We start from the raw sequence: 24,542 nt of genomic DNA, 5'->3' as shown, positions 1-24,542 counted from the left end.
TCCGGCAGCTAAGCCAAATTGTGGCGTGCTGTCAAACCTTGCGTATGGCCGACTGCGCAGCGGCAAGACGGGCAATCGGCACACGGAACGGCGAACAGGAAACATAGTCGAGACCTGTCTTTTCGCAGAAGGCGATCGACGCCGGATCACCACCATGCTCGCCGCAGATGCCGAGCTTCAGTTTTTCGCGGGTCTTTCGTCCGCGTTCAGCGGCAATTTCCACCAGTTCACCAACGCCTTCGAGATCGAGCGACACGAACGGGTCCTGTTCGATCACGCCACGCTGCTGATAGGAGGTCAGGAACGACGACGCATCGTCGCGTGAAATGCCGAATGTCGTTTGCGTCAAATCATTGGTGCCAAACGAGAAGAACTCAGCCGTTTCGGCGATTTCCGCAGCGCGCAAGGCCGCACGCGGCAGTTCGATCATCGTGCCGACCATATAGTCGATCTTGACGCCTGCCTCGGCCATGACTTCCTTGGCAACGGCATCGATGCGCGCCTTGACGAAATCGAGTTCGGCTTTCAGACCGACCAGCGGCACCATCACTTCCGGCACCACGTGCTCGCCGGTTTTCTTACCTGCTTCAACGGCAGCTTCAAAAATCGCCCGCGCCTGCATTTCCGCAATTTCCGGATAGGATACAGCCAGACGGCAGCCGCGATGGCCCAGCATCGGGTTGAATTCATGCAGGGCATCCGCGCGTTCGCGCAGCTTTGTCGCATCGACACCCATCGACCGGGCAACCTCTGCGACTTCCTCGTCCGTATGCGGCAGGAACTCGTGCAATGGCGGATCAAGCAGACGGATCGTAACCGGGAGCCCCTTCATGATCTCGAAAAGTTCGACGAAATCCGAACGCTGCATCGGCAAAAGCTTTGCGAGAGCCGTGCGGCGGCCTTCTTCATTGTCGGAAAGGATCATTTCGCGCATGGCGACAATGCGGCTTCCATCGAAGAACATGTGTTCAGTCCGGCAGAGGCCTATGCCTTCCGCACCAAACGAACGCGCCGTGCGGGCATCCGCCGGGGTTTCTGCATTGGCGCGAACCTTCATCCGGCGGGTCCGGTCAGCCCATTCCATCAGCCTGCCGAAATCGCCGGAAAGCTCGGGCTGCAACATGGCGACAGCGCCTTTCAGGACCTGCCCGGTGCCACCATCGACGGTGACGACATCGCCCTTCTTGAAAGTCTGGCCTGCTGCAAGCATGACGCCATTGCGATAGTCAACGCGAAGCGACCCCGCACCGGAAACGCATGGCTTGCCCATGCCGCGTGCGACGACAGCTGCGTGACTGGTCATGCCGCCGCGCGTCGTCAGAATGCCTTCTGCCGCGTGCATGCCGTGAATATCTTCCGGGCTGGTCTCGATGCGAACGAGAATGACCTTGCGGCCCTCCGACTTTGCCTGTTCGGCTTCTTCCGAAGAGAAGACGATTTCGCCCGTTGCAGCGCCCGGCGACGCTGGGAGGCCCTGACCAATGATCTGACGCTCCGCACGCGGGTCAATGGTCGGGTGCAGAAGCTGGTCAAGCGCGGCCGGATCGACGCGCAGTACCGCTTCTTCCTCGGAAATGAGGCCTTCGCCTGCCATTTCGACGGCCATCTTCAACGCTGCCTTTGCAGTGCGCTTGCCTGAGCGGGTCTGGAGCATCCACAATTTGCCACGTTCGATGGTGAATTCGAGGTCCTGCATGTCGCGATAATGCTGTTCCAGCCGGTCAGCGACCTTGAGGAATTCAGCGAATGCTTCCGGCATTACCTTTTCAAGCGACGGTTTGTCGGAACCGGCCGCAATGCGCGCTTCTTCCGTGATGTTCTGCGGCGTGCGAATACCGGCAACGACATCTTCACCCTGCGCATTGACGAGGAACTCACCATAAAGTCTCTTCTCGCCTGTCGAAGGATTGCGTGTGAAGGCAACGCCAGTCGCAGAGGTTTCACCCATATTGCCGAACACCATCGCCTGCACATTAACCGCCGTGCCCCAGGCCGCCGGGATATTGTGCAAACGACGATAGGTGATGGCGCGCGCATTCATCCAGCTTGAGAAAACGGCGCCTATAGCGCCCCAGAGCTGTTCGCGTGGGTCTTGCGGGAAAGGCTGGCCGAGTTCTTCCTCGACCTTAGCCTTGTAAGAGGCGATGACCCCCTTCCAGTCTTCGGCCGTCAGCGCCGTATCGACCTCAATGCCGAGATCGGCCTTCTTGTCTTCGAGAATTTCTTCAAAGAAGCCATGATCAACACCCAGCACGACATCCGAATACATCTGGATGAAGCGACGGTAGCTGTCATAGGCAAAACGCTCGTCACCCGCTTCGCGGGCGATAGCCTGCACCGTCTCGTCATTGAGGCCGAGATTGAGCACCGTATCCATCATGCCCGGCATGGAAGCACGGGCACCGGAACGCACCGACACCAGAAGCGGCTTTTCGGCATCGCCAAAATTACGCTCCGTCACTTTTGCGATATGGGCCAGAGCCGCCTGAACCTGATCGTTCAGTTCAGTCGGATAGGTACGCTCATGATCGTAATAATAGGTGCAGACTTCGGTCGTGATGGTAAAGCCTGGAGGCACCGGAAGACCAAGGCTGCTCATCTCAGCCAGGTTCGCTCCCTTGCCACCGAGAAGATTGCGGTCGCTTGCCGCGCCTTCTGCCTTGCCGTCGCCGAACGTGTACACCCACTTCGCCATCATGGCCTCCCTTGATGCAGAATAGGTTCATGAAAGGCTTGCAACAATTACAAGCACTCCTAGAACCTGCTCCTCGTTGCTTATGCGATCGGTAAGGCTGCTGCCAACCCAAAAAAACCAACCGCGACAATAGAATCGATTAAACGCGAGATCAGCGTGGCAAAGGTTCCAATTGGGACGACGAGAAAGTAGGAAAAATCATTATTACGCCGCCAATTGTGCTCAATCGTTCGCACAGCCGGAGAAGTAAATTTCAGCAGCGCGGAACGTTCCATTCGATCGTTTACATTGCACAATAACATCAACCGAAATCTCCAGCATACGTCGGATGTCAGCGCGTTCGAGTGCGCTTCCCCCTTCCGATTCCTTGACCAGCAAAGTCAGTTGCTCGAAGGCTAGTCTGGCAGAATCTGCATGAACTGTTGTGATGGATCCTGGATGGCCCGAGTTGATATTGCGAATATAATAAAACGCGCTTCCGTCTCTCAGTTCCTGCAGCAATATACGATCGGGACGCATTCGCAGGCACGATTCGAGCAATTCCTTCGGACCTGCATTTGATAGTCCCTGCGAACCCTTCGAATAAAACAGACGCACCTGATTTGGTTGGGAAATTATAAGTTCCGGGCTGTCTTCAATCGAAATGACACGCTCGTGTTGTGGAATATGCTTGATAAGAGCTTTTGAAAGAGTGGTTTTTGCAGATCCCGTCGCGCCAGAGATAATAATATTTTTCCGCGCGATAACAGCTTGACGAAGAAACTCCTTGAATTGCCCTTTTTTGTAGAGTTCTTGTAAACGTTCTTGCTCTTTTGAAAGGGTACGGAAGCTTGTTTGCGTCTGAGAGAAAAAGCCATTGGCGTCCAGATCATCAAGCGTAAAATCAAGCGATGATGGCTTCCGAATTGTGATGCTGACCGTTCCCTTCGTGGTGGCCGGTGGAATGACAATTTGAATTCGCTCGCCATTTGGAAGTGTTGCCGAAAGTATCGGTCGCGTTTCATTGATGGTTTGATGGGAAAAGCTTGCCACCGCCCGGGAAAGGCGCATGAGTTTTTCAAAGGAAAGCCCAGAAAGATTGTGTATCTGCCAACCACCCGGCCCTTCCGTCAGCACCTGACCCGGATGATTGACAATGATCTCATATAACGAGCAATCATTCAGGAAGACCGCGAGAGGCTTTAGAAGTTCACGAACGACGGCGCTGTCCTGGGCTTCAGCCATTTGTCTACCTATTTTGTCACAAGCGTCGATGGCGGGTGGAAATCACCCAAAGCTGCCCGATCGAGAATGCGATTTCTAGGTTCGGTTACACGGAGCTGGTAAACGCCTGCAAAATCGAGATCGCGAGCGACAAAGATGGAGACCAATTCCCCCTGATGCTTGTGGAGTGTCGGGGCAATATTAATTGATTGCTCTACTGCAATGGCAGCAGCCTGTTTGCCGGCATCCGCGGTATTTTGTGCATCAAAATTGCCGTCTTGCAGACGACTGCTCGCGTAACTTGTCGCATCGCCGACGACGGAAAGGAGAAGCGCACTACCAAAGCGCTCCCACCAATGCGTATCGACCTGCCCACCAACGCCAGCGCGGCCAAGCGTATCGGTTGCTGGCGAGGCAAGCGTGACGATCACACCTTGAGGCGTTTTCGCCCTGTTCCAAAGAACGAACAGACGTTTTTGACCCCGTTGGAGACCACCACGATATTCCCCGACAAACTGGGTTCCTTTTTCCATCAGCACCACGCGGCCGTTATCGGATAAAACGTCGCGGTTGATCACACAGCTTGCAAAGCCCGGCTGATCCGAGGCAAGTGCCGTTTCGAGCACACAAGGGATGGAAGTCCCCATGGCGATGATGAAATCACGATTTGCGAGCGTACCGGCGCGCGAACCCTCAAGTCGGGTCGGCCGCAGCAGATTTTCGAACCGTTGTTCATCGGCATTCTGCTGGTTCTGGCCAATAAAATTGCCGTCGATCGGTATAAAATTCCTATCTTCTACCGCATTATTACCGTTCCCCCCTCCGCCTCGTGAGGGCGAATTTTTCTGCCCTCCGCTATAAGCCATGACGGGCGCACGACGGGCGGCATCAAGCAATTCGTCCACTTCGGGCATAGGTTCTTCAAGGACCGGTGTTGGCAGTTTTACCTCCGGCTTTTCTTCAACCGGTTCTGTCTTTTCTCTTGCCGCCTCAAAGGGTGTTGTTTGGCGGATCACGACGCGCTCGGTCTGGCTATTGTTATCCTTTGTTTTGCTTCCAGATGTCGACCAAAGAGCAAAGCCAATGAACAACACAATGGCGAGTGCAACAGCCCCGCGCTTGAGAACAGGATTATTGTCGATGCGTGTAGCCGTAACCGTTTCGGCGCGCTCACCAGGGATCTTGTCTTCCTCATTCTCGGCCATCTTACTCACTTCCCCTGTCCCGCCAGAACCGGTTTCACGATGCGTTCAACGGACGGAGACGTCGTGTTTGTGGCAGGGTTGATGCCAACCCGGTCATAGGCTTCATTGAATACGCACAGCACATCTTTGCCCCGTCGCAGAATGAATTTGCGGCTTAACGTATGGACCATGACCAGATTGCCATCGACAGTTTTGGGCACGAGGCTCTCCGAACCGTCAGAATTTTCCATATAGATTGCAGGCATTTCCTGATTACCCGCAAAGGAGAATGTTGTGATTTTACCGTTGTCGTAGACGCTTTGCGGCTCCAGTGCCTGTGCCCCTTGTGCGGAGTAGCGCCAATTGCGCGGACCATATGCCTCGTGAAGCGACAGCACATTATCAGCATCTCTGGCTTGGGCTGTGCGCGCCTGAGCCGCAGCTTGCTGGCGACGCAGTTCAGCTTCGTCGTGTGGATATCGGAATTTCACGTAAAAGTAAGTATTCTCTCCGACTTCTACCGAACCCTCCCGCACCTTAAGTTCCATCTGGTAACTGCGCGTAGACCCGTCCCGACGTGTCGTTACAACGGAGATATTGGTAACCGGCTGGTTTTCTCGTGGTTTTAAAAACAGGATATTACCGGCTGGTGCGACTTCCCAGGCGACGCTGTTGCCAAGCGCCACATGTGCAATTTCCTCATCCCGGGCAAACTCGACTTGAACCGAGGAGCGCAAGGATCCGATGATCCTTGTGATATTGTAGGGCTGATAACTGACAAAACGGACACGACTGTCCTGCGATGCTGTTGTTGGTATCTCCAACGCGAGGACACTGGAAGCGGATGAAGCCAGAAAAAATGTGACAATGATTGGAAAACGCATCAATCGATTGCCTCCGGATCTGCACGATATTCACTAACCGCGAAACCAAGCGGGTTCACCAGTCGGTCTGTCGATGACATGGGAGCGTTGGCGTAGGAATAGGTAAGGGTCGCAACAAAATGAGTTGTCCGGACTTCTTCACCGCGCGTTAGGCTACGTATGTAGCGTACCGACACCACGTTTTGATTGATGAGCGCGATGGAGACGATGTTAATCCGCACCGTGGCAGAGCGGCCATAGACATTTTGTGGTGATTGCGGGTTGCTGCCGCGATAAGTGGCCGCAAACCGCGCCTGTTCTGCCTGTGTGGATAGAAGCGCAATTGTTCGAAAATTTTCCTGGGCTTCGCTCCAGACGTAGCCTTCGCGTCCACGAACATATTTTGCTGCAAAATATTTGGTCACGGCTTCGTCGTAAGTACCAGCAGTCGCCGACAGCGCGGAAACGACATCAACGATCCCGGTGGAATTGTCGACGCGAACCACGAAAGGTTCGACAGTTTTCAGCGGCGCAAGGCTTGCAACTGCAAGGATTGATATGCCAGCAACAATTCCGGCCGCAATTGCGATCGACCAGGCCAAGCGATTTGAACGCTCAACCTCGATCATGCGGTCTTGATCAAAGCGACGCGCTTTTTCGAAATAGCTTTTGAGATTGTCTGTCGTGACCATCAATCCTCGCAATCGCCGAAAGAGGCATCAATATCGAAATGATCAAAAGCGCTCGATTGTTTGTTCTCATGGACAAAGCGCGTGATGGCTTGCGCATCGGGCTTCGGCGATGCACTCGATCTTTCCCATTGCCACATTGCGCGGTTCAGAGGTCTTCGCGCATTTCCATCGCATTTCGGCAAGGGATTTGTCAGCGACGCACAACTGACAAGTGCGAGCGCGATCCCGAGAAACAAGGTCGGTTTGATTACTGACAAATACCTGTTTTTCATCGCCGCAGACGAGGTCATAAGCAGGTCTCCTTCGCTCACAATGCTCTTCTCATCATGCGTGTGCCGCGAGCCACAAACCCCGCGCTCCGCGACGTTGCCTTGGCAAGCAATCCTTCATGCGCATCGCGTGAAGCTGTGTAGCCATAAGCCAGAGACGCGCCGCCGGAAGCTAGAGCCGAAGCGATGCCTGGAAGCTGATAAAAGACATAAAGAGCGGCAATGCCGATGGCACAAAGCGCGATGGGACGCATCAAGACGTCGGAATAGCCCTCGATTGCTGTAAAAGTTGTGTCGAGGCATGCAATCAGCAGCGCTCCAACAGCGACGACAAGAACCTGAAGAATGACAAAATTTGCCACTTGTCCGATCCAGGCCTCTGTGAAGCGTCGCGTCGACTGGAACATGGCAAATGCAATGAAGATTGGGCCGATCGCCAGCACGATGGCTAGTGCCAATCGCGCATAAAGTGAAACGACATAGCCTATTCCCGCGACAAGAAAGCTCACGCCAATTACCAATAATCCGCCAACACCAGTTACAATATCGATGGGCCAGGAGGATCGTGACCAGATGTCGGTCGCTGAGTTCTGTCCTTTATCCAGCAGACTATCGAAGGTCGATGCGCTCGGCGCCGCACCGGAATTTAAAGCTTGCGAAATCTCGCGCGGCAGCTGTTCGAAAAAAATATTGGTGACATAGGTCTGGTATTCGCTGGCGTTCTTGACCAGCGTCATGATGATCGCAAGCTTGATCGCGCGAAAAGCAAAATCCAGGATGGGTTCATGCACCGACCCCCGCAAGATAAGATAACCAAACAGGATAACGTAAAGGGTCACGGCAACAGTAAGCGGGCCGGAAACCCATTCGGCAATGTTCGACGTCCCATCGGATATGAACATCTCCAACGGCCGCTTGAATTGTCCATCAATAAACTCGAACACGTGATACACGGTGCTAGCCTCCAAGCGCCTTGCGCATATTCTGGAAACGCAACTTGCTATTGGCCGCTTCGGCATTCATGCAGTTAACCGTATTGCGCAACTCACCTGGATTATTGCGACACTTGTCGAGAATGCGTGACAGCATTCCGTGATCGGTCAACAATTCTTCGACCGTATAGGTCGCTTCAGCTTTCTCTGTGCATGCAGACAGAAGGACGGACGCTGTCAGGATCAGGACATTTTTCATTTCAGCGCCCCCTTCATTGCATCCATGCGACGGCGCCAATCTTCTGCCTTGCGCTGATCATCAACCTGCGTTTGCGCCTGCTGAACCATGCGCAAGCCTTCCATGCGCAGCACATCGGTTTGCACAAAGGCTTGCTCGGCCAGAAGCCTTGCTTGCAAATCGGCAATTTCCTTGGCTTCACTTGCCGTGGAAATTTTCTGACGTAGTTCATCAATTCCTTCGATGCGTTTTGTTGCTGTGTCGTAAATTTTCTGGCCGATCCCCATCTGGCCGGCATTTTTGTTCTGCACACGGGACAGTTCTTTTGCGTAAAAATCGTCAGCGGAAGTTTTGTAGGTCGTATTTTTGTTGAGGAATTTTGTTGCAGCATCGTTCAACGCCCCACTGCCATTGCCTTCAAATAATCCTTCCAGGGCAGAAAATTCCGGCGGAAGGGCTTTTCGGATCGCTGGATCATTGAGAACCTTTGCGACATCCGCCATATCTGTCAGCTTGTTGAAAGAGGTATAAAGCTCTTCGGCCTTCTCAATCTGCTGATGAAGAGCATTGAGCTGCGATTTCAACTGCGCGATACTTTCCATATGTTTGGCGATCGCTGTTTGATCAATGACAGGGATGCCCTGCCCCATCGCAGCTCCTGTCGACAAGGTCAGCACTGCAGCCATCATTGCGCAAGAACATCTATAAGAAGCCATCAACTTGCACTCCTTCTCTTCTGGAAAACTGGAAGCCAGTCCGCAGGATCGTTTCCGATTTCAGCGCGGATCGTATCGACAAGCTCGACATTTCCGGTACGGCCGGAAAGAACAGCCAGTTCATCATCAAGGCCGTTCAGGTCGAGCTCTGCAACGACGCTGTTGTGACCCTGTTTCAACAAGAATTGCCGGCTTTCGACTGATAATTCGCGCGCAATCAGTTCGTATTCACGTTCGGTAAGCTTGAACCCATCGACATAGTCAGCGTGATTACCGCGCGAATTCGGGAGGAAAATCTGCGTGGGACATTGCTCGATGATCGTATGAGCAATTGGAGAGACAATCGCATCCCGCGGGCTTTGTGTTGCAAACAGCATCAGACCATTTTGCTTGCGGATGGTTTTGAGCTTGTTTTGCGCCAGATCGCGAAAGCCATCGTCCTGCAGCGCTTTCCAGAATTCATCGATGACGATGAGTATGCGCCTTCCGTCAATCAGCTGTTCGACACGATGAAACAGATAGGCCATTAGGGGCGTGCGGATTTCTTCATGGTCGAGAAACTCCGTCATGTCGTAGCCGACGAACTTCCCACCTCTTCCTGCCCTCATCGGGGCAAATTCGTTGAGGCCAATATCGTCATCGTCATTGTCGAACACCCAGCCAAGCGGCCCTTCGCGTTCCCAACGGCGAAGCCTGGCAGCGATCCCTTCAGGATCGGTATTGTTCAAGAATGTGCGTAGTGCACCAATCGTTCTGCGCTCTCTAGGCAGATCTGATAGGCCATCGATTGCAGCGGCGATGTCACGCAGTTCGGTTACGGTCAAATCTCGAACATTGGAACGAACAAGTTTGCCGACCCAAAAAGCAAGGAACACTTTGTTTTCAGGTGTAAGCTCGAGCGCCTTTAAAGGAGCACATCCGGTCGCAATACCATTTTTAAGCGGAAGATATGTTCCGCCGGCAGCTCGCACATAAAGGTCGGCTCCACGATCCTTGTCGAAGAACACAACGTGAGGATCGTGTTTTTCGAGTTGAGAAAGCATGAAGTTGACGATGACTGTCTTGCCGGTTCCCGACGGCCCGCACATGAAGGTATTGCCGAGATCGCCGTAATGAAAATTGAAATAGAACGGTGATCCGGAAGCCGTCTTCAACAGCGCGACAGCTGGCCCCCATTCGTTATTGTCCTTCTGGCCGGCCGGATAGGAATGATAAGGTGAAAGCGCTGCAAAATTGCGCGATGTAATCGCCCCTGACCGTGCACGGTAGCGAAAATTTCCGGGAAGCTGCGCCCACCAGGCGGCATCCAATCCCAGATCTTCTCGTGCAACGACGGCCCCACCACTGGTAAGACTTGCCCGCGCCTTGGCGAGGTTATCGGCGAGATTTTTGAGAGAGGAAGCAAAGACGGCAATCGAAAGATGATGCTCGCCCAGAACAAATCGGTTTGATTCAAGGTCGTCCATCGCCTGGTCGAGGTCACCAATCTGGGATGCTGCCTTGTCGCCGCTGCTCAGCATTTGATTTTGCTTACAGCCCAGGATCAGTCGAGCATCTGATTTGGAGATGAATGCGAAGGATTGTGTGAGGATAAATTCAAATGGGCTCGAGAGCACTCCATCGAGCATGCCTGTTCTGGTACGAGCTGGATATTCTTTGAAACTCAGTATACCGGCATAGCGATTTTCAGCCTCGTGCCGGATCTCGACAGTTTCTCGCCCGATGATAACGCGATCAGAGTAAATTGCGGAAGAAACCGGCCCCTCCGTCAACGGAACGGGCTCGCGCCTACCACCAACCAGTTGGTGCAAAACTTCGCTCAGTTGTGAATACACAAGCCCGCCTCGCTCATAAAGCGAAAGCACTCGCGGCTGAAACCGCTCCAGGCCTGCAGTCACATCAATGACCTTGTCCTGGAGATCTTTTAATGCCTCCTCCTCAAGTTCGACATTTTGCGTCCGTCTTAGCTTTGAAAAAAATCGGGTCGTTTTATCTCCCCCGTGACGGGCCGGCGACCAGAGCAATGTGAGATAAAGGTCGTTACAAAAAAGGTTTTCGCCAGCCATCTTGAGGCGATATTTTTCGTTAAGAACGTTCGAAAACGCTGCCGAAAATTCTCCGTCCGGATAACTGTCGTTCCGCCGCCTGATAACATGCGTCCATAAGGCAAGCCGCTCATCGGCGATGTTGCGATAAAGGGTGTTGAGGTCACGGTGTAATCCATTCAAATCGAGCACATCTGCCGTTTCGAATGACACTCCTTCCAGTGCGATCATCACCATCAGCGTTCCGGCGTTAAGAGCAATCGTCGTCTCATCGACATGACGGACGTAAGGAATGTAGATTTCCGGTCGAAGTTCTCGGACCTTTAGCTTCATGATGTCAGGCAAGGTTGAGATCCCTTTCATCATATCGACGTATCAGGCAAAGCGGAGATAGCGTTGCCCCACCCCAATATCCGCTATTGCGAGATCGACCACGCGTATCCACCCATGCGAGCACAATGCGAAACATGTTATGGTCGTGTCTGATGAGAGCTCGAAAAACGAAATGGAAAACGATGCCGACAAGAGCATAGGAAATCGAGCCAGAAAGGAGATAGAATATCGTCGTTGCCATGACGTTGATGCCCATGGCCTCCATCGTCACGCCCGCAACCATAGCGGGTCGGGTGCAGGCAAGAAACAACGTGTCTTCCTCCAAGATTGGCTCAACACTTGTCATCGCTCAGCTTCCGACGATGGTGCCAACGAGCTCGGATGAGCCAGCAATGATGCCAATCCCGATGATCCAGTACCCTGCCCGACGCAAATCCATGTAACCAAACATCCAGGCGATGGCGATCACGATTACCGCAATTGTCGCCAGCAGTCTGAATATGTTGCCGGTTAGAAGATCAACGATGTTTTGGAGAATGGTCTCGATGCCAGCGGCTTGTGCTAATGCAGGCTCGCTCACTATCGGCACAATGGCAGCAGCCATAACACAAGAGGCGACAATTGGACGGAGGCGGCAATAGAAATTCATTCGCTTTGCTCCTTTGGGTTGTTCTGAAACACGAGAACCGACAAATTGCGTGGACTCCTGAAGACATCCCACGAGGATAGAGATGGGACGGAAGCTGCTTCCTCCGGGGCGTTATTGGCCGCACTCTGCCCGCTTTTGCTTGTCACAGCGCCAACAGGTGTTTCATGCACCCCGCCCCGTTGCTCCACGGCATTTTCGATGACGAGCTTGGCCATGGTTGGCCGCAGTTGTTTGATTTTCTGGAAGACCTGTTCGTCGTATCGGACTATTTCACCGATCAAGGCGTCACCACGCCCATACCAGGATCTCAGCATCCGTTTTTCAGCCCTTATCGGGTCGAAATTTTCCTCGACTGCATGGCGATAATAGCCATCGAGAAGATGAGCAGTTGTTTTGAGATTCAAACAGGGATCGAATGCGTCAGCGATCGATAGATTTGATTTTCTCAAGTCCTCAAGGCTGATACCGCCCAGACCAAGCTGAATGTCCTGCTGCTCGGCGACAAGTGAAGTTGCAACCTCGATCGCTTCGGCTTTGGTCGCCGGTTGCTGCTTGAGCGGCAAACCGCTGTTAATGCGAATATTAAAAGGGGCAAAACCACTTTCCAGGCTGACGACACCGGCAAGCGTTTCGGGCGAAACAAAAGCTGCGCAAGTTTGAGCGAGAACGAGAAACGAAACAGGCATGGCTTAGTACCACACTCTGTGTTTACCTAAGCGGTCGATGGTCACATCGATATAACTCGGTTTTTCGCGAACGAATGGCCGGGTGGTTACATATGCCAAGCATTGATTGCGGCTATTGTTTCGCTGCATTCGCGGCGAGATGACCGTCTTTTCAGTGGAGGCGATGCTTCTTTCGTTCCGGCAAAAGGCGCCATCCACAGCCTGAAGAGATGTTGAGATACATGTCGCCGCACGTCCGCCTGCACTTTGTCCGGCAAATAGACGATATCCGGATTGACAATAATACGGCTCATAGCGCGGCCGCGAGCTTTTGAAACCAATACCATTGCAAGTGGGAAATGAATGGCCTCTGGCCAGCCAACTCCAAAGTTTCTGGATAGGCGGTCGACATTCGGAATATTGCATTGGGCCGCCAGGATTGGATAAACACAGGATAACTTGGCATCCCCAGCTTTCGGCGCGAGCGTCGGGAGCTTGAATGAGGTATAGTGAACCGCAACCCATAACCCCTATCGCAAGTTTTAAGAGAAAGCTTCTCATGCTCATAACTCCGTTATCGACCGTCTTTCGACGTTATGATGAAGTAAGGTCACCAGCACTCATACTAATCAAATAATGCATAGTTAAAAGAATGGCAAGCTTTTTAAGTGATCGATGGCAAAGTCAGGCATTGGCGGTCTTCGCGGTTCGTGAAATTCTCGAAAAACCGCTCGCGGATGAATCACCTCAATCCCGCATCAAACAGATTGGAATGGTAAACATTCTCTACATGATGCATCAGGCTCACGAGCCTTTAACCCTTGCAAATGTTATGGTTTTTACAGGAATGACCCGTGGCGGCGTCATTGAAACGATGGAATCCCTTGTGCAACGCGGCATTCTGACCGAAACAATGGGCAAGAATTCCATGGGTAGAGGCACAGCACGACAGTTCGAGTTTGCGCCTGAGGTTTTTGCGCAAATTCGTTCTGTTGGTTAGGCTCCCTCATTTTTACTGATAAAATTAATATAGAAAAAACGGTACGGAAGTCGAACTGACCAGCATTCACGACAGCTTCCATTTACACAACTGCTGAATATTTTGGTCGGTTCGGTGAGTTTAACGACGGTTGATTTGTGATCACCACTGACACGCACTTTTGTTTAATATTATCGACACCTAGCTTCAAAATTGAAGTCAGCCTGCACATAACGGAATTTCATTCTCTTCTAAATATTTTTTCTGGACGGAAACCAGTATATACTATTTTCTTTAATTAACGATAATATATAACAATAGATAATTGATCGAATTCCATAAAACTCAACAACGCCATTGGCCGAAATGAAAATAGAAATTCCATTTTTCTCATACTTCATTACGGCCTTTCCATTTGAAAACACAAATGAAGTCGAGTGTCGTTCAGTCGATACCGAGAGACAAAATGGTTTAATCTTGTCTGTTATTACCCTCGACACACCAACAGCATCTACCGAACGAATGAAACCCTCAATACTCAATTCGTGCATTGCAAACCCTTTCCATATTCTGGATCGCGCTTCAAAGCCGACTATAATCCGAGTTCTGCTGCCTTCTTTTTCGCCTTCATTCCGAATTCGCGCACTACCTTAACGGTATTTATATCGAAGTCGCGCTCGAGGTAGGCGTGAAACGCCACAAAACTTCTGAAACCTTCTTCATCTTCAAGAGGCACCAAGATCCCAGTCACCAAACGGAATCGCTTTAGAAAATTAAGAAAGCTCTGGCTTCGAATATCCCTGTAGCGGTCGTAGGTGCTATCCCAGACGAAAGCGCGATTACCACCAATTAATTGTGCAAGCAGGACATCACTCTCAATCCAGTTCAGACGCTTATATTCACGCATGACATCCAACGGAATGGTACAGTATGTTGGGTCGAGCAACAGCGATTCCTTGGTTGATTTGTGGCAGGAAAGAATGACAGCATCAAAACCTAAGACGGCACAACTCTTGTCAATCGCCCCAAAAAATTGTTCAGGAGACTGCGCATTCGCAATCGACTCGCTGAGCCTATGAAAACGGGCGGCATTAAAAAGCGGTGCGCGCGATCCACCGTTCGTATTGGCTCCGTGTTTTGTCGCTAATGGAAATGGCCCACTGCCCTGTGGCGCAAACCCATGCGACTTGTTGAATACCGATATTTCGGAGTGACGAATTGCTTCAACAACCGCATGCGTTTTATTCGTCGCACCTAGCTTGATACGTGAATTTCGCAGATGAGTTACGACTGTGGTTTCCGCAACCCCCAGAATAATAGAGATTTCCCATCGTGTTTTTCCCTCCGCGGTCCAATACAACACAATTCTCTCCTGTGAGGTCAGCAGCTTCCGATTGGATTTCTTGAATACCCCATCTTTTTGCAACTGTTTTACCTCTAACTGTCGAGCGAAACAGAAGCCCGTGACCTAGAGATCATTGAATATTCTCTCATATCTTCCAGGAAAAAGACTGCAGAAATCCTTTTGAACTACAAATCCACTGCCAGCTAAATTCGTTCAAAGAAATATCGCTCTAAGCTACGGTGCCGCAAGACCGACCACATGCGTTTGATTATTATAGTAGGTGGCTTTGATCGTGAAAATTTGGATTGCTAGATTGCATGAGACTCACAGCTATCTTTGCGAGAAATTTGCGGCTTTGTCGTCAAGAATCTGGCCTTACTCAAGAACGCTTGGCCGAGTTCGCTGGCCTTGATCGAAACTTCATTGGCAAACTCGAACGAGAAGAATGCTCTCCCACCTTGGAGACCATTGAGGCATTGTCTCTTGCCCTGCAAATTAATGCGGAACGCCTCATTGAGCGCCCCTTCCTAACGCCACAAAAATAAAGGTGATTGGGCCGCTATTTCCTTATTTATCAACCTTCTGCTGTCGGCGGAGTAGATCGTTCGGCTCGACCGCAAGGGCATCGGCCAGCATCGCGAGCGTTAAAATGGTCGGATTGCGCTTCCCCGCTTCCAGCCCACTAATATAGGCACGTGTCTTCGCCGCACGGAAGCTCAATTCTTCCTGCGACAGGCGGCGTTCTCGCCGAATTCTCTGAACATTGAGACCAACAACCGAGCGTATGTCCATCTGACGACGGTTGCAGTGGCGTACACTATATGACGACACACTATAATGAACATTCCGCTTGACACGCAGTCGACGTAAGGACTTTAATGTACATTATATGGAACAATGTTCTTATAATCGGAACAAAATATGAGTAGCAATCTCTCGCTTGAAAAAGGCCTTCTGATCCTCAATTTGCTCAAAGACGCACGTGAACCCTTAGGTGTGCGGGAAATTGCACGACGGCTCGAATTGACACCCTCAGTTGCCCAAAGGCTGCTGAATACATTGGCCGCGCAAGGTCACGTGGAACAAGAAAACAATCGCCGCTACCAAATTGGTTACGCTGTGCTTGGGCTTGCGCAGCATGTTTTTCAACGCAGCAGACTTCTGAAACTTGCGGAAATAGAACTCAAACAGCTGGCGGCTGGCGGATGTTTCAACGGCTTCCTTGGCGTTAGACGCGGATCTGCTGGCGTTTATGTACTCGCCGTACAATCCGACAGTCCTGTCGTCATTCGCGCCCATCCTGGTGAGTCGATGGCGCTTCACTCAACCGCTCTCGGCAAGGCTTTGCTATTCGGTATGAGCGATAGGTTGATTGCAGATCTGCTTGGCCATGAACCGCTCCGGCGCCTTACAGAACGAACAGTCGTGGAAGTAGACAAATTGGTTGAGCAACTACGTCTTGGACGCTCGCTCGGGTACGCCACGGCCATGTCGGAGAATCTAGAGGGAGTCATTTCGGTTGGAGCTCCAATTTATGACGCGGCGGGCTCGGTAGCAGCCGCAATAAGTATCGCATTTCCGCGTGCGGTCTACCCAAAGGTCAAGATCAGCGACGTAGCGGATAAGATAGTTACGGCTGCGGATCGTATCTCGAAAGGATTGGGTTTTGAAGAAACGTAAATTTTGAGGAGGAAAGGATAGCCAATGTTACTACACGAAGAACGTCTTCAAACAGCAATGATCAAACATGATCTAGCGGCAATAGTGGCTACGTCACCAGAAAATGTCCTTTACACAAGTGGTTTCTGGTGTCTGCCACAATGGATCAGGCGCGGACCGCAGGCCTTCGTGTTACGTCAAGCGAAAACGGACATTCAATCCTCGGTTGTCATCACTGGAACTTCCACACTCGATCTCCTCGCCGATCAAAACGTTGATACGAAAGTCCGTAGATTCGGCTCCTTCACTGTCGATACTGCCTCTTCAACGGAACTCGACGCGGTAAGTTTTAGACAGAAAGAACTCTTCAATCTGCCTGACGACAGCAATGCAATTGATGCCCTTATAACAGAAATCCGCTTACAAAGGCTGTTGAAGGCCCGCATTGGCCTTGATGAAAGCGGATTATTGCCTGGCGATATCGAGAAGCTGCGTAGCGAGCTCCCCGACGTCAACTGGATTAACGCCGCTGCGCTGTTCCGATGGGTTCGGGCGGTCAAGACTTCTGAAGAGATTGAAAGACTCACGACCGTCGGCGCGATTACCGAGAGATCCATTGCTTCTGCGCTTAAAGTTGCGACCGTCGGCGCGACAGAACATGATCTCGCCAGAGTATTTCACGGCCAGACGGTCGAGGAAGATGGCTTTCCGGTTTTGGGTTGTATCGGTTTTGGCGAGCGTAGCGCATTGATGAATGTCCAGCCTTCAGATCGTGCACTCAAGGCTGGCGATATGATCCGTTTCGATGTCGGCGGCCACTTCAGGCACTATCGTGCGGATATTGCGCGAAATGTCAGCTTTGGAGAGCCATCGCAGGAAGTTCGGACCAAGTACAATGCGCTGAACAGAGGCGTTCAGCGAGGCATTGAGCAAATCCGCCCAGGCGTTTCCGTATCGAAGATCTTTGAAATCGTTGTCGATACGGTACGCGCAGAGGGCATCCCTCATTACCAACGCAGTCATGTTGGCCATGGCATCGGTCTGGATGGATATGATCTTCCGCTTCTTGCCGCAGGCAGCTCCGATATCCTTGAGGAGGGAATGGTTCTCTGTATCGAGACGCCGTATTACGAACTGGGACATATTGGCCTTCAGGTCGAGGATATGCTTGTCGTCCGTTCGGGCGGCGCGGAATTGCTGACCAACAATGGCGACAGCCTGATGGTGCTGTGATGATGAACAGGATCGCAGCATATTCCTGCTATCGATGCGGTAACGAATTTCCGATCGACATGCCGATCGATTCACGCGGTTGCCCGTCATGTCTGGAAATCGCTCCTTCAAATCTGAAAGTGCTTTATCGTGCTCCCACTCCTGCAACCTCGACCGTTAAGGGAATAGCCCGGCTGCCTTCGCTCTGGCGTTATGCTGAAAGGCTCCCTTTTGATGAGAGCTCCGCTGTCTCTCTGGGCGAAGGTCTGACACCACTCCTTCGATCGGAACGGATCGGTGCAGTGATCGGCGTGCCAAATCTTTTCATCAAGAACGAGGGCTACAATCCAACTTGGTCACATAAGGATCGGTTCTCAACCGTCGCGGTAACGGCCGCGGTAGAGGCAGGTGCATCAGTCGTCGCAACGAGTTCAAGCGGAAACGCTGGTGCATCGCTCGCCGCTTATGCAGCGCGCGCGGGACTTGAGTGCATCGTTGCGACCATTGCGGGTTCTGCGGGGCCCATGCTCTCGCAAATCCAGAAATATGGCGCCAAAATCGTACCCTTCGAAAACAAGCAGGAGCGCTGGCCGTTTCTCGCCAAGGGTGTCGAACGCTATGGTTGGTTTGCAACGTCGCCTTACAGACATCCAGTTGTCGGCAGCCATCCGATCGGCATCGAGGGGTACAAAACCCTCGCCTACGAAATAATCGAACAGTTCAATGGGAAAGTGCCGGACTGGTGCGCGTTTCCGGTCTGCTATGGCGACGCGATCGCGGGCGCCTGGCTCGGATTTCACGAGTTGATGGTAGACGGATTGATCGCCCGGATGCCGCGCCTGCTTGCGGCGGAAGCGCATGGCTCTCTCGCCACAGCGCTTGAGACTCGAAGCGACCAGATACCCGACATGGCCGCTTCGTTCAATGCGCTCGCCGTTTCGGTTGGAGCGACAAGAAGCACATACCAGGCCCTCAAGGCGCTACGCGCTTCCAACGGCACCGCCATTCCCGTCGCCAATGACGGTCTGGTCGCCTTTCAAGAGCGAATTGCCGCGAGCGAAGGCGTATTTTTGGAGCTTTCTTCCGTGATGCCGCTCGCTGCTATCGCGACAGCACGACGTCGAAACATAATCCGCGGAGATGAAAGCGCTGTCGCGGTTGTCACGGCTTCTGGTCTGAAGGACATCGACAAATCCATTTCGGAAAAGCCTCTCCCGCGCTTCAGCAATATCGAAGACGCCCTCAGGCATTGCGACATCTAGCAAAGAAATACCGATACGCCCGCAATTCCACTAATCAAATTGAAGGGGAAGGAAAATGAGACGACGGGAATTTCTGGCTGCAACAGCCTTCTTTATCGGAGCCGGCCATCGTTTGGCATGGTCGGCTACCAAACCTTATCCCGCGGACAATCCGATGCTGATCGTCGGCTTCGCAGCCGGTGGCGCGGGCGATATCGCATCTCGTGTCGTGACCAGTTATGTGAAGCGGGAGCGCGGTCTCGTTGCGACACCGGACTTTCGGCCCGGCGCAGGCGGAACAATCGCAACCGACCAGGTGCGAAGAGCATCGCCGGATGGCTCCGTCCTGTCGTTATATTCAGTCAGCCCGGTATTGGTCGCACCCCACCTGCAGAAAGTTCCGTACGACGCGACAAAGGACTTCACCTATATTGCGAGCTATGCTGGGATTTCCGTTCCCTGTTTTGTGCGAAAAGACAGTCCGCATCAGACCTGGGATCAATTGCTGGATTTTTGCCGTAACAACCCATCGAAGTTGAAGTGGGCCACCGCCGCACCGCGGGGACTTGCCCATATCGCGACAGACGCCGCGTTCCGCAAGGAGAAAGCGAAAGCGACATTCGTTCCCTTTCGCGGAGGCGCCGATGCTGTAACCGCACTCCTTGGCGGGCACATCGATATGGTTGTGTCGTCAGATTTCGGACCGCATCTGGCGGCGGGATCTGTACGTTTGCTGGCTGAAACCAGTCCGAACCCGCAAGCGAGCCCGAAAGGCATCGTCAGTTTTGCAGAGCGGGGTTATCCAATCGCCATTCCCGCTTCATACGGTCTGTTCGGGCCCGCCGGGATGCCTTCCGACATCGTCTCCTGGTGGGAAGAGGCAATCGGCGAAATGGTGTCTAGCCCGATGTATGCGGACTTTCTAAAACTCATCAATGGCTATCCTCTGTTTCAGAAGAGTGAAGAATTCACGAGCATGGTCAAGGAGGCATATACCAGGATCGGAAGTCAGATTGAAACGATGGAGGAGCATTTATGAACCCGGCTCGTTTCGTTCCCTACGCACTTTCTGGAATCGGGCTTGGAGCCGCAGCAAGTGGACTTCGCATGCACCTTTGGGAGAGTGGCGAACCTGCGGCAGGTCTGTTTCCCTTCCTGGCCGCCCTGCTGTTGATTGTCACGAGCCTGCTTTGCACGACCCAGGGCGTCGTGCCCGACGAAGACCCAATCGAGATTCCACGCGTCATCGCCTATTGCGTGGCACTCGCTCTCTTCTGCGTCTTGCTCGAAGTCCTCGGGTTTGTCGCCGCGGCGTTCCTGTTCCTCTCAGGAGTCCTGTTGTTCATCGAGCGCATGAAATGGCAGATTGCCGGTTTGCTCTCGGCCGCTGTCGCCGTGGCAACCTGGGTCCTGTTTGAAATTCTTCTCTCGGTCCCCCTACCGCACGGCATTTGGAGGCTATAAATGATCGATTCCCTTTCCCAACTCATGATGGGCCTCGGCATTGCTCTAGAACCAACCAATATCGCGGTAGCGCTTCTTGGCGCCGTCCTAGGGACCGCGGTTGGCGTCCTACCTGGTCTAGGGCCTTCCGCGACGGTTAGCTTATTGTTGCCCATTACCATGGTACTGGATCAAACAAGCGCTATTATCCTGCTCGCCGGCATCTACTATGGATCGCAATATGGTGGTTCGATAACCTCCGTCCTGATGCGGGTCCCCGGAGAAGCCTCAAGCGTGATGACGTGCTTCGACGGCTATCCCATGGCCAAACAGGGCCGAGCCGGCGCCGCTCTCGGCATCAGCGCATTTGGAAGCTTTATCGCAGGCATTTCCGCGACTCTCGCGATTGCGATTATTGGGCCTGCCTTTACCAAGGTTGCACTTGCTTTCGGGCCGGTCGAGAAGTCATCGATCGTCCTGTTGGGCCTTGTGCTAGCGGCAAGCGTTGGCGAGGGGCCGCGTATCCGCGCGTGGACGATGGTGGCGCTCGGTCTGCTTCTCTCAACCGTTGGCGTCGATCTGATTTCCGGAGCGGAACGTTTCACTTTTGAAGTCAGTTACCTGCGTGATGGCTTCAACATCGCCATACTGGCCATGGGCCTGTTTGGCATGAGCGAGGTCCTGATGCTGATCCAACAGAAAGAAGCGCACGAAGCCACGAGAATGCCTTCTTATCGGTTGCGCGACCTTCTGCCGAATCGGAAAGACTGGAAAGCCTCGGGCGGACCGATTGCGCGTGGTACGGTTCTCGGCTTTTTCCTGGGGCTTTTGCCGGGCGGCGGTGCGCTCGTCGCCGGCTTTGCGAGTTACCTCATGGAGAAGAAACTCTCCCGCTCACCTGAGCGGTTCGGCAAAGGGGCGATCGAAGGTGTCGCGGGACCCGAAAGTGCTAACAACGCTGCGGCACAGGCGAGCTTTATTCCCATGCTTTGCCTCGGTATCCCAGCAAATGCGGTGATCGGCATCATCATGGGAGCGCTTCTGATGCAAAATGTCATTCCAGGACCCCAGATTATCTCGGAACATCCGCAACTCTTCTGGGGGATCGTCGCCAGCATGTTAATCGGCAACGCAATGCTCGTCGTTCTCAACGTTCCTATGATCCGCGTTTTTGTCCTTTTGCTGAAGGTTCCTCAGGCCGTTCTGGCACCGCTGATCGTTCTGTTCTGTGTCATAGGCGCGTTTAGCCTGAACAACAGCATGTTCGACGTCGGCGTCGTGATTGGATGCGGATTTGTAGCCTACGGGTTGCGTAAGGCCGGTTTCGACATGGCCCCTCTCCTGCTGGCCTTTCTGCTCGGCTCCCTACTTGAGGAAAATCTGCGTCAGAGCCTTATTCTCGGCGAAGGTAGCCCTATGATTTTCACCGAAAGCCCGATCAGCATCTGCCTGATCCTGTTCACGCTGGCCATTCTGATCATTCCAATGATCAAGAACATTGGCGTCTGGTTCGTCCGCCGGCCCTCGTGAAAAAAGGAGCTACGACGTCAAACCGTCGCGCCGCCATCGATCTCCGAACGCTTGATCACTTTAACAGCATATTGACGCGGCCCGAATTCTGCGAGCCAATCATATGCGACTACAACGCGAGAGGCCCAATCAATATGCAGCATGAACATCTCAAGACGATCGAACAACGGCTTTTATGGCTGTCACACTGGATGATTCATCATGCCAACCACATCCGTCCAAAGGAGGACGGGATCAAGGTTGGCGGGCATCAGGCGTCGTCCGCTTCTCTGGTATCAATTATGACGGCGCTTTATTTCTCCGCACTGCGCCCGCAGGACCGCGTTGCCGTCAAACCCCACGCCTCACCTGTTTTTCATGCCATCCAGTATCTGATGGGCAACCAGACGCGAGAGAAAATGGAAAACTTTCGGGGGTTCCATGGGGCACAAAGCTATCCCAGCCGCACCAAAGACATCGATGACGTTGATTTCTCGACTGGCTCTGTCGGCCTCGGTGTCGCGATCACGTCCTTTGCTTCCATGATTCAGGACTACATTACATCGAAGAACTGGAGCAAAGACTTATGCCTTAGCCGGATGATCGCATTGGTCGGAGATGCCGAACTCGATGAAGGCAATGTCTATGAATGCCTGCAGGAGGGTTGGAAACACGGCTTGCGCAACACTTGGTGGATCATCGACTACAACCGGCAATCACTCGACGGCATCGTTCAGGAAGGCTTGTTTCGACGGATCGAAGACATTTTCAACGCTTTCGGCTGGGACGTTATCAGGATCAAATATGGCGCATTGCAACGCGCGGCCTTCGAGGAACCCGGTGGGGAGCGGCTCCGAGAATGGATCGACAATTGCCCAAATCAGCTTTATTCGGCGCTGACCTTCATGGGCGGAGCCGTCTGGCGCAGGCGTCTCATGGACGATCTCGGCGATCAGGGCGATGTCACCGCTCTGATCGAAAAGCGCAACGACGTCGAACTCGCCGAACTTATGGAAAATCTCGGCGGCAATTGCGTGAGCACCATGGCCGGGACATTTGCCGAGATCGATCATGACCGACCGGTGTGCTTTCTAGCATATACTATCAAAGGATGGGGCACCCCGATCGCCGGACATAAGGACAATCACGGCGGCCTTATGACAAAGGCCCAGATGGCTGAATGGCAAACGCATATGGGCGTTCCTGAAGGGCAGGAATGGGATCGATGGGCAACGGTCGAGGATCCGCAGCAGTTGCAGACGCTTCTAGACACAGTGCCATTTTTTGCCAATGGTCGGCGACGTTACCACGACGCTCCCATTGTGGTACCAGCGATCCCGACAAGCGCCGAGCGAGAAATCTCGACACAGATGGCTTTTGGCAAAATCCTGGACGAATTGTCGAAAACAGACTCGGAACTAGCCGCGCGAATTGTAACGATGTCACCCGATGTTACAGGAACGACCAACCTTGGGCCATGGGTCAACCGGCGCAAACTGTTTGCCCGCGAAAAGCGCCCTGATACTTTCATCGATCATAAAATACCTTCAACCGCAAAATGGGAATTCACCCCGGCTGGCCAGCATATTGAACTCGGCATTGCGGAAATGAATCTCTTCCTGCTGTTGGGCGCGGCAGGCCTTTCACACTCTCTTTTCGGCAAGCGCCTTCTACCGATCGGAACTGTCTACGACCCATTCGTAGGGCGCGGCTTGGATGCCTTGAATTACGCCTGCTATCAGGATGCACGATTCATCATCGTGGGAACGCCTTCCGGTGTGACATTGGCGCCTGAAGGTGGCGCGCACCAATCGATTGGATCTCCACTCATCGGGATGTCGCAGGATGGGCTTGCTGCTTTCGAGCCAGCTTTCGCCGACGAACTTGCTGTTATTATGAACTGGGCATTCGACTATATGCAGCGCGACGGAAGCGGCGATCCCGATGAACGGACCTGGCTTAGAGACGAAACCGGTGGGTCGGTCTATCTGCGCCTTTCAACCAATCCGATCGAGCAGCCGACCAAGCGGATCGATGATCGATTCCGACAAGGCGCGATTGACGGTGCCTATTGGCTGCGTGAACCTGGACCGAATTGCGACGTGGTCATCGCCTACCAGGGTGTGATCGCGCCCGAGGCTATCAAGGCTGCTGGCATCATCGGTGAAGGGCGGCGCGATATCGGCGTGTTGGCAGTTACATCTGCCGACCGGCTTCATGCGGGCTGGACCGCCGCACAACGCGCGCGTGCCCGGGGTCTCACGCAAGCTGAGTGCCACGTCGAAAAACTGATGAACGATGTCCCCCCACACTGCAAATTCGTTACCGTTATCGATGGGCATCCCGCGACCCTGTCCTGGCTCGGTTCGGTTACCGGTCATAAGACGATTCCGCTCGGGGTCGAGCATTTCGGTCAGACAGGAACGATTGGCGACCTTTACAGCCATTTTGGTATCGACGCGCGTGGGATCGTCGATAAGGTGAATGGCCTCACCCATGGTAAACCCTTACTGGGTGCGGTTGCCTGAGACGACCTGCTATTGCGATGTATGACTTGACCGAAGCGCCAAACTTCTACTGCTTAAGGCGCTTCACGGCTAATTCACTTCAAAATAAAAACTACTGGTCAGAATTCGAGACCGTATCCATTCGTACGCAGCGTAACGAAAT

25 protein-coding genes are annotated in these 24,542 nt (G+C 53.0%); 9 read left to right on the top strand and 16 right to left on the bottom strand.

What is annotated here, in order from left to right; translation table 11 throughout:
• Window positions 1–31 precede the first annotated feature (31 nt).
• From ppdK to ABDF71_RS04635, 14 genes are all read right to left on the bottom strand, one after another.
• The gene (ppdK, locus tag ABDF71_RS04700) at window positions 32–2,695 is read right to left on the bottom strand and encodes a pyruvate, phosphate dikinase (RefSeq protein WP_012090941.1); all 2,664 of its coding nucleotides are present in this window, start codon (window positions 2,693–2,695) and stop codon (window positions 32–34) included.
• A 222-nt stretch (window positions 2,696–2,917) separates the two neighbouring features.
• On the bottom strand, window positions 2,918–3,919 hold the full coding sequence (virB11, locus tag ABDF71_RS04695; protein ID WP_151662759.1) for a P-type DNA transfer ATPase VirB11: 1,002 nt from the start codon (window positions 3,917–3,919) through the stop codon (window positions 2,918–2,920).
• A gap of 8 nt (window positions 3,920–3,927) precedes the next feature.
• Window positions 3,928–5,103 carry a type IV secretion system protein VirB10 gene (gene virB10 / locus ABDF71_RS04690; RefSeq protein WP_151662758.1) on the bottom strand — a complete coding sequence of 392 codons (1,176 nt, stop codon included), beginning with the start codon at window positions 5,101–5,103 and terminating at the stop codon, window positions 3,928–3,930.
• A 5-nt stretch (window positions 5,104–5,108) separates the two neighbouring features.
• Window positions 5,109–5,966: a P-type conjugative transfer protein VirB9 gene (gene virB9 / locus ABDF71_RS04685; protein WP_500061148.1), complete on the bottom strand. Its 858-nt coding sequence runs from the start codon at window positions 5,964–5,966 to the stop codon at window positions 5,109–5,111.
• The gene (locus ABDF71_RS04680) at window positions 5,966–6,637 is read right to left on the bottom strand and encodes a VirB8 family type IV secretion system protein (RefSeq protein WP_094513449.1); all 672 of its coding nucleotides are present in this window, start codon (window positions 6,635–6,637) and stop codon (window positions 5,966–5,968) included. Before ABDF71_RS04680 ends, virB9 begins: the two co-directional genes overlap by 1 nt.
• A complete protein-coding gene (locus tag ABDF71_RS04675) occupies window positions 6,637–6,909 on the bottom strand; it encodes a hypothetical protein (RefSeq protein WP_080728170.1) in 273 nt (90 codons plus the stop codon). The genes ABDF71_RS04680 and ABDF71_RS04675 overlap by 1 nt, the downstream gene beginning before the upstream one ends.
• A gap of 35 nt (window positions 6,910–6,944) precedes the next feature.
• A complete protein-coding gene (locus tag ABDF71_RS04670) occupies window positions 6,945–7,859 on the bottom strand; it encodes a TrbL/VirB6 family protein (RefSeq protein ID WP_040129683.1) in 915 nt (304 codons plus the stop codon).
• A gap of 4 nt (window positions 7,860–7,863) precedes the next feature.
• Entirely contained in the window at window positions 7,864–8,097 is a 234-nt protein-coding gene (locus tag ABDF71_RS04665) for an EexN family lipoprotein (RefSeq protein WP_012090934.1), read from the bottom strand.
• Entirely contained in the window at window positions 8,094–8,792 is a 699-nt protein-coding gene (gene virB5 / locus ABDF71_RS04660) for a P-type DNA transfer protein VirB5 (RefSeq protein WP_151662756.1), read from the bottom strand. The genes ABDF71_RS04665 and virB5 overlap by 4 nt, the downstream gene beginning before the upstream one ends.
• On the bottom strand, window positions 8,792–11,200 hold the full coding sequence (locus ABDF71_RS04655; RefSeq protein ID WP_192800207.1) for a VirB4 family type IV secretion/conjugal transfer ATPase: 2,409 nt from the start codon (window positions 11,198–11,200) through the stop codon (window positions 8,792–8,794). Before ABDF71_RS04655 ends, virB5 begins: the two co-directional genes overlap by 1 nt.
• Window positions 11,175–11,516, bottom strand: a complete 342-nt coding sequence (locus tag ABDF71_RS04650) for a VirB3 family type IV secretion system protein (RefSeq protein WP_500061145.1) — start codon at window positions 11,514–11,516, stop codon at window positions 11,175–11,177. Before ABDF71_RS04650 ends, ABDF71_RS04655 begins: the two co-directional genes overlap by 26 nt.
• A gap of 3 nt (window positions 11,517–11,519) precedes the next feature.
• Window positions 11,520–11,819: a TrbC/VirB2 family protein gene (locus tag ABDF71_RS04645; protein ID WP_012090930.1), complete on the bottom strand. Its 300-nt coding sequence runs from the start codon at window positions 11,817–11,819 to the stop codon at window positions 11,520–11,522.
• On the bottom strand, window positions 11,816–12,505 hold the full coding sequence (locus ABDF71_RS04640; protein WP_151662755.1) for a lysozyme family protein: 690 nt from the start codon (window positions 12,503–12,505) through the stop codon (window positions 11,816–11,818). The genes ABDF71_RS04645 and ABDF71_RS04640 overlap by 4 nt, the downstream gene beginning before the upstream one ends.
• 3 nt (window positions 12,506–12,508) lie before the next feature.
• Window positions 12,509–13,045, bottom strand: coding sequence for a hypothetical protein (locus tag ABDF71_RS04635; RefSeq protein WP_012090928.1), 537 nt, complete (start codon window positions 13,043–13,045; stop codon window positions 12,509–12,511).
• Window positions 13,046–13,136: 91 nt separating this feature from the next.
• Between ABDF71_RS04635 and ABDF71_RS04630 the strand changes: the two genes are divergently transcribed.
• The gene (locus ABDF71_RS04630; RefSeq protein WP_012090927.1) at window positions 13,137–13,484 is read left to right on the top strand and encodes a hypothetical protein; all 348 of its coding nucleotides are present in this window, start codon (window positions 13,137–13,139) and stop codon (window positions 13,482–13,484) included.
• Between the two features lie 571 nt (window positions 13,485–14,055).
• Here ABDF71_RS04630 and ABDF71_RS04625 read toward each other — a convergent pair.
• A complete protein-coding gene (locus tag ABDF71_RS04625) occupies window positions 14,056–14,889 on the bottom strand; it encodes a LuxR C-terminal-related transcriptional regulator (protein ID WP_012090925.1) in 834 nt (277 codons plus the stop codon).
• Window positions 14,890–15,125: 236 nt separating this feature from the next.
• Between ABDF71_RS04625 and ABDF71_RS04620 the strand changes: the two genes are divergently transcribed.
• Window positions 15,126–15,353, top strand: coding sequence for a helix-turn-helix domain-containing protein (locus ABDF71_RS04620; RefSeq protein WP_012090924.1), 228 nt, complete (start codon window positions 15,126–15,128; stop codon window positions 15,351–15,353).
• A gap of 22 nt (window positions 15,354–15,375) precedes the next feature.
• Here ABDF71_RS04620 and ABDF71_RS04615 read toward each other — a convergent pair whose 3' ends face one another.
• Window positions 15,376–15,600 (bottom strand): helix-turn-helix domain-containing protein, encoded by a 225-nt coding sequence (locus ABDF71_RS04615; protein WP_040129697.1) that lies wholly within the window; start codon window positions 15,598–15,600, stop codon window positions 15,376–15,378.
• Window positions 15,601–15,729: 129 nt separating this feature from the next.
• On the opposite strand from ABDF71_RS04615, the gene ABDF71_RS04610 reads away from it, so the two are divergent.
• The 7 genes from ABDF71_RS04610 to ABDF71_RS04580 all read left to right on the top strand — a co-directional run bounded on the left by ABDF71_RS04610 (window position 15,730) and on the right by ABDF71_RS04580 (window position 24,400).
• Window positions 15,730–16,488 (top strand): IclR family transcriptional regulator, encoded by a 759-nt coding sequence (locus ABDF71_RS04610; protein WP_012090922.1) that lies wholly within the window; start codon window positions 15,730–15,732, stop codon window positions 16,486–16,488.
• A gap of 24 nt (window positions 16,489–16,512) precedes the next feature.
• Window positions 16,513–17,700: a M24 family metallopeptidase gene (locus ABDF71_RS04605; RefSeq protein ID WP_151662753.1), complete on the top strand. Its 1,188-nt coding sequence runs from the start codon at window positions 16,513–16,515 to the stop codon at window positions 17,698–17,700.
• The gene (locus ABDF71_RS04600) at window positions 17,700–18,941 is read left to right on the top strand and encodes a pyridoxal-phosphate dependent enzyme (RefSeq protein ID WP_012090920.1); all 1,242 of its coding nucleotides are present in this window, start codon (window positions 17,700–17,702) and stop codon (window positions 18,939–18,941) included. The genes ABDF71_RS04605 and ABDF71_RS04600 overlap by 1 nt, the downstream gene beginning before the upstream one ends.
• A 55-nt stretch (window positions 18,942–18,996) precedes the next feature.
• Window positions 18,997–19,959: a tripartite tricarboxylate transporter substrate binding protein gene (locus tag ABDF71_RS04595; protein ID WP_040129699.1), complete on the top strand. Its 963-nt coding sequence runs from the start codon at window positions 18,997–18,999 to the stop codon at window positions 19,957–19,959.
• A complete protein-coding gene (locus ABDF71_RS04590; protein ID WP_012090918.1) occupies window positions 19,956–20,384 on the top strand; it encodes a tripartite tricarboxylate transporter TctB family protein in 429 nt (142 codons plus the stop codon). Before ABDF71_RS04595 ends, ABDF71_RS04590 begins: the two co-directional genes overlap by 4 nt.
• Window positions 20,385–21,893, top strand: coding sequence for a tripartite tricarboxylate transporter permease (locus tag ABDF71_RS04585; protein WP_151662752.1), 1,509 nt, complete (start codon window positions 20,385–20,387; stop codon window positions 21,891–21,893).
• 134 nt (window positions 21,894–22,027) lie between these two features.
• Window positions 22,028–24,400 (top strand): thiamine pyrophosphate-binding protein, encoded by a 2,373-nt coding sequence (locus ABDF71_RS04580; RefSeq protein WP_012090916.1) that lies wholly within the window; start codon window positions 22,028–22,030, stop codon window positions 24,398–24,400.
• Window positions 24,401–24,542 lie beyond the last annotated feature (142 nt).

The sequence above is a fragment of the Ochrobactrum sp. WV_118_8 genome (assembly GCF_039631535.1).
Lineage (GTDB): Bacteria > Pseudomonadota > Alphaproteobacteria > Rhizobiales > Rhizobiaceae > Brucella > Brucella anthropi.
The sequence above is the reverse complement of the archived record's forward strand: the minus strand, read 5'-3'. Positions and strand labels throughout refer to the sequence as shown.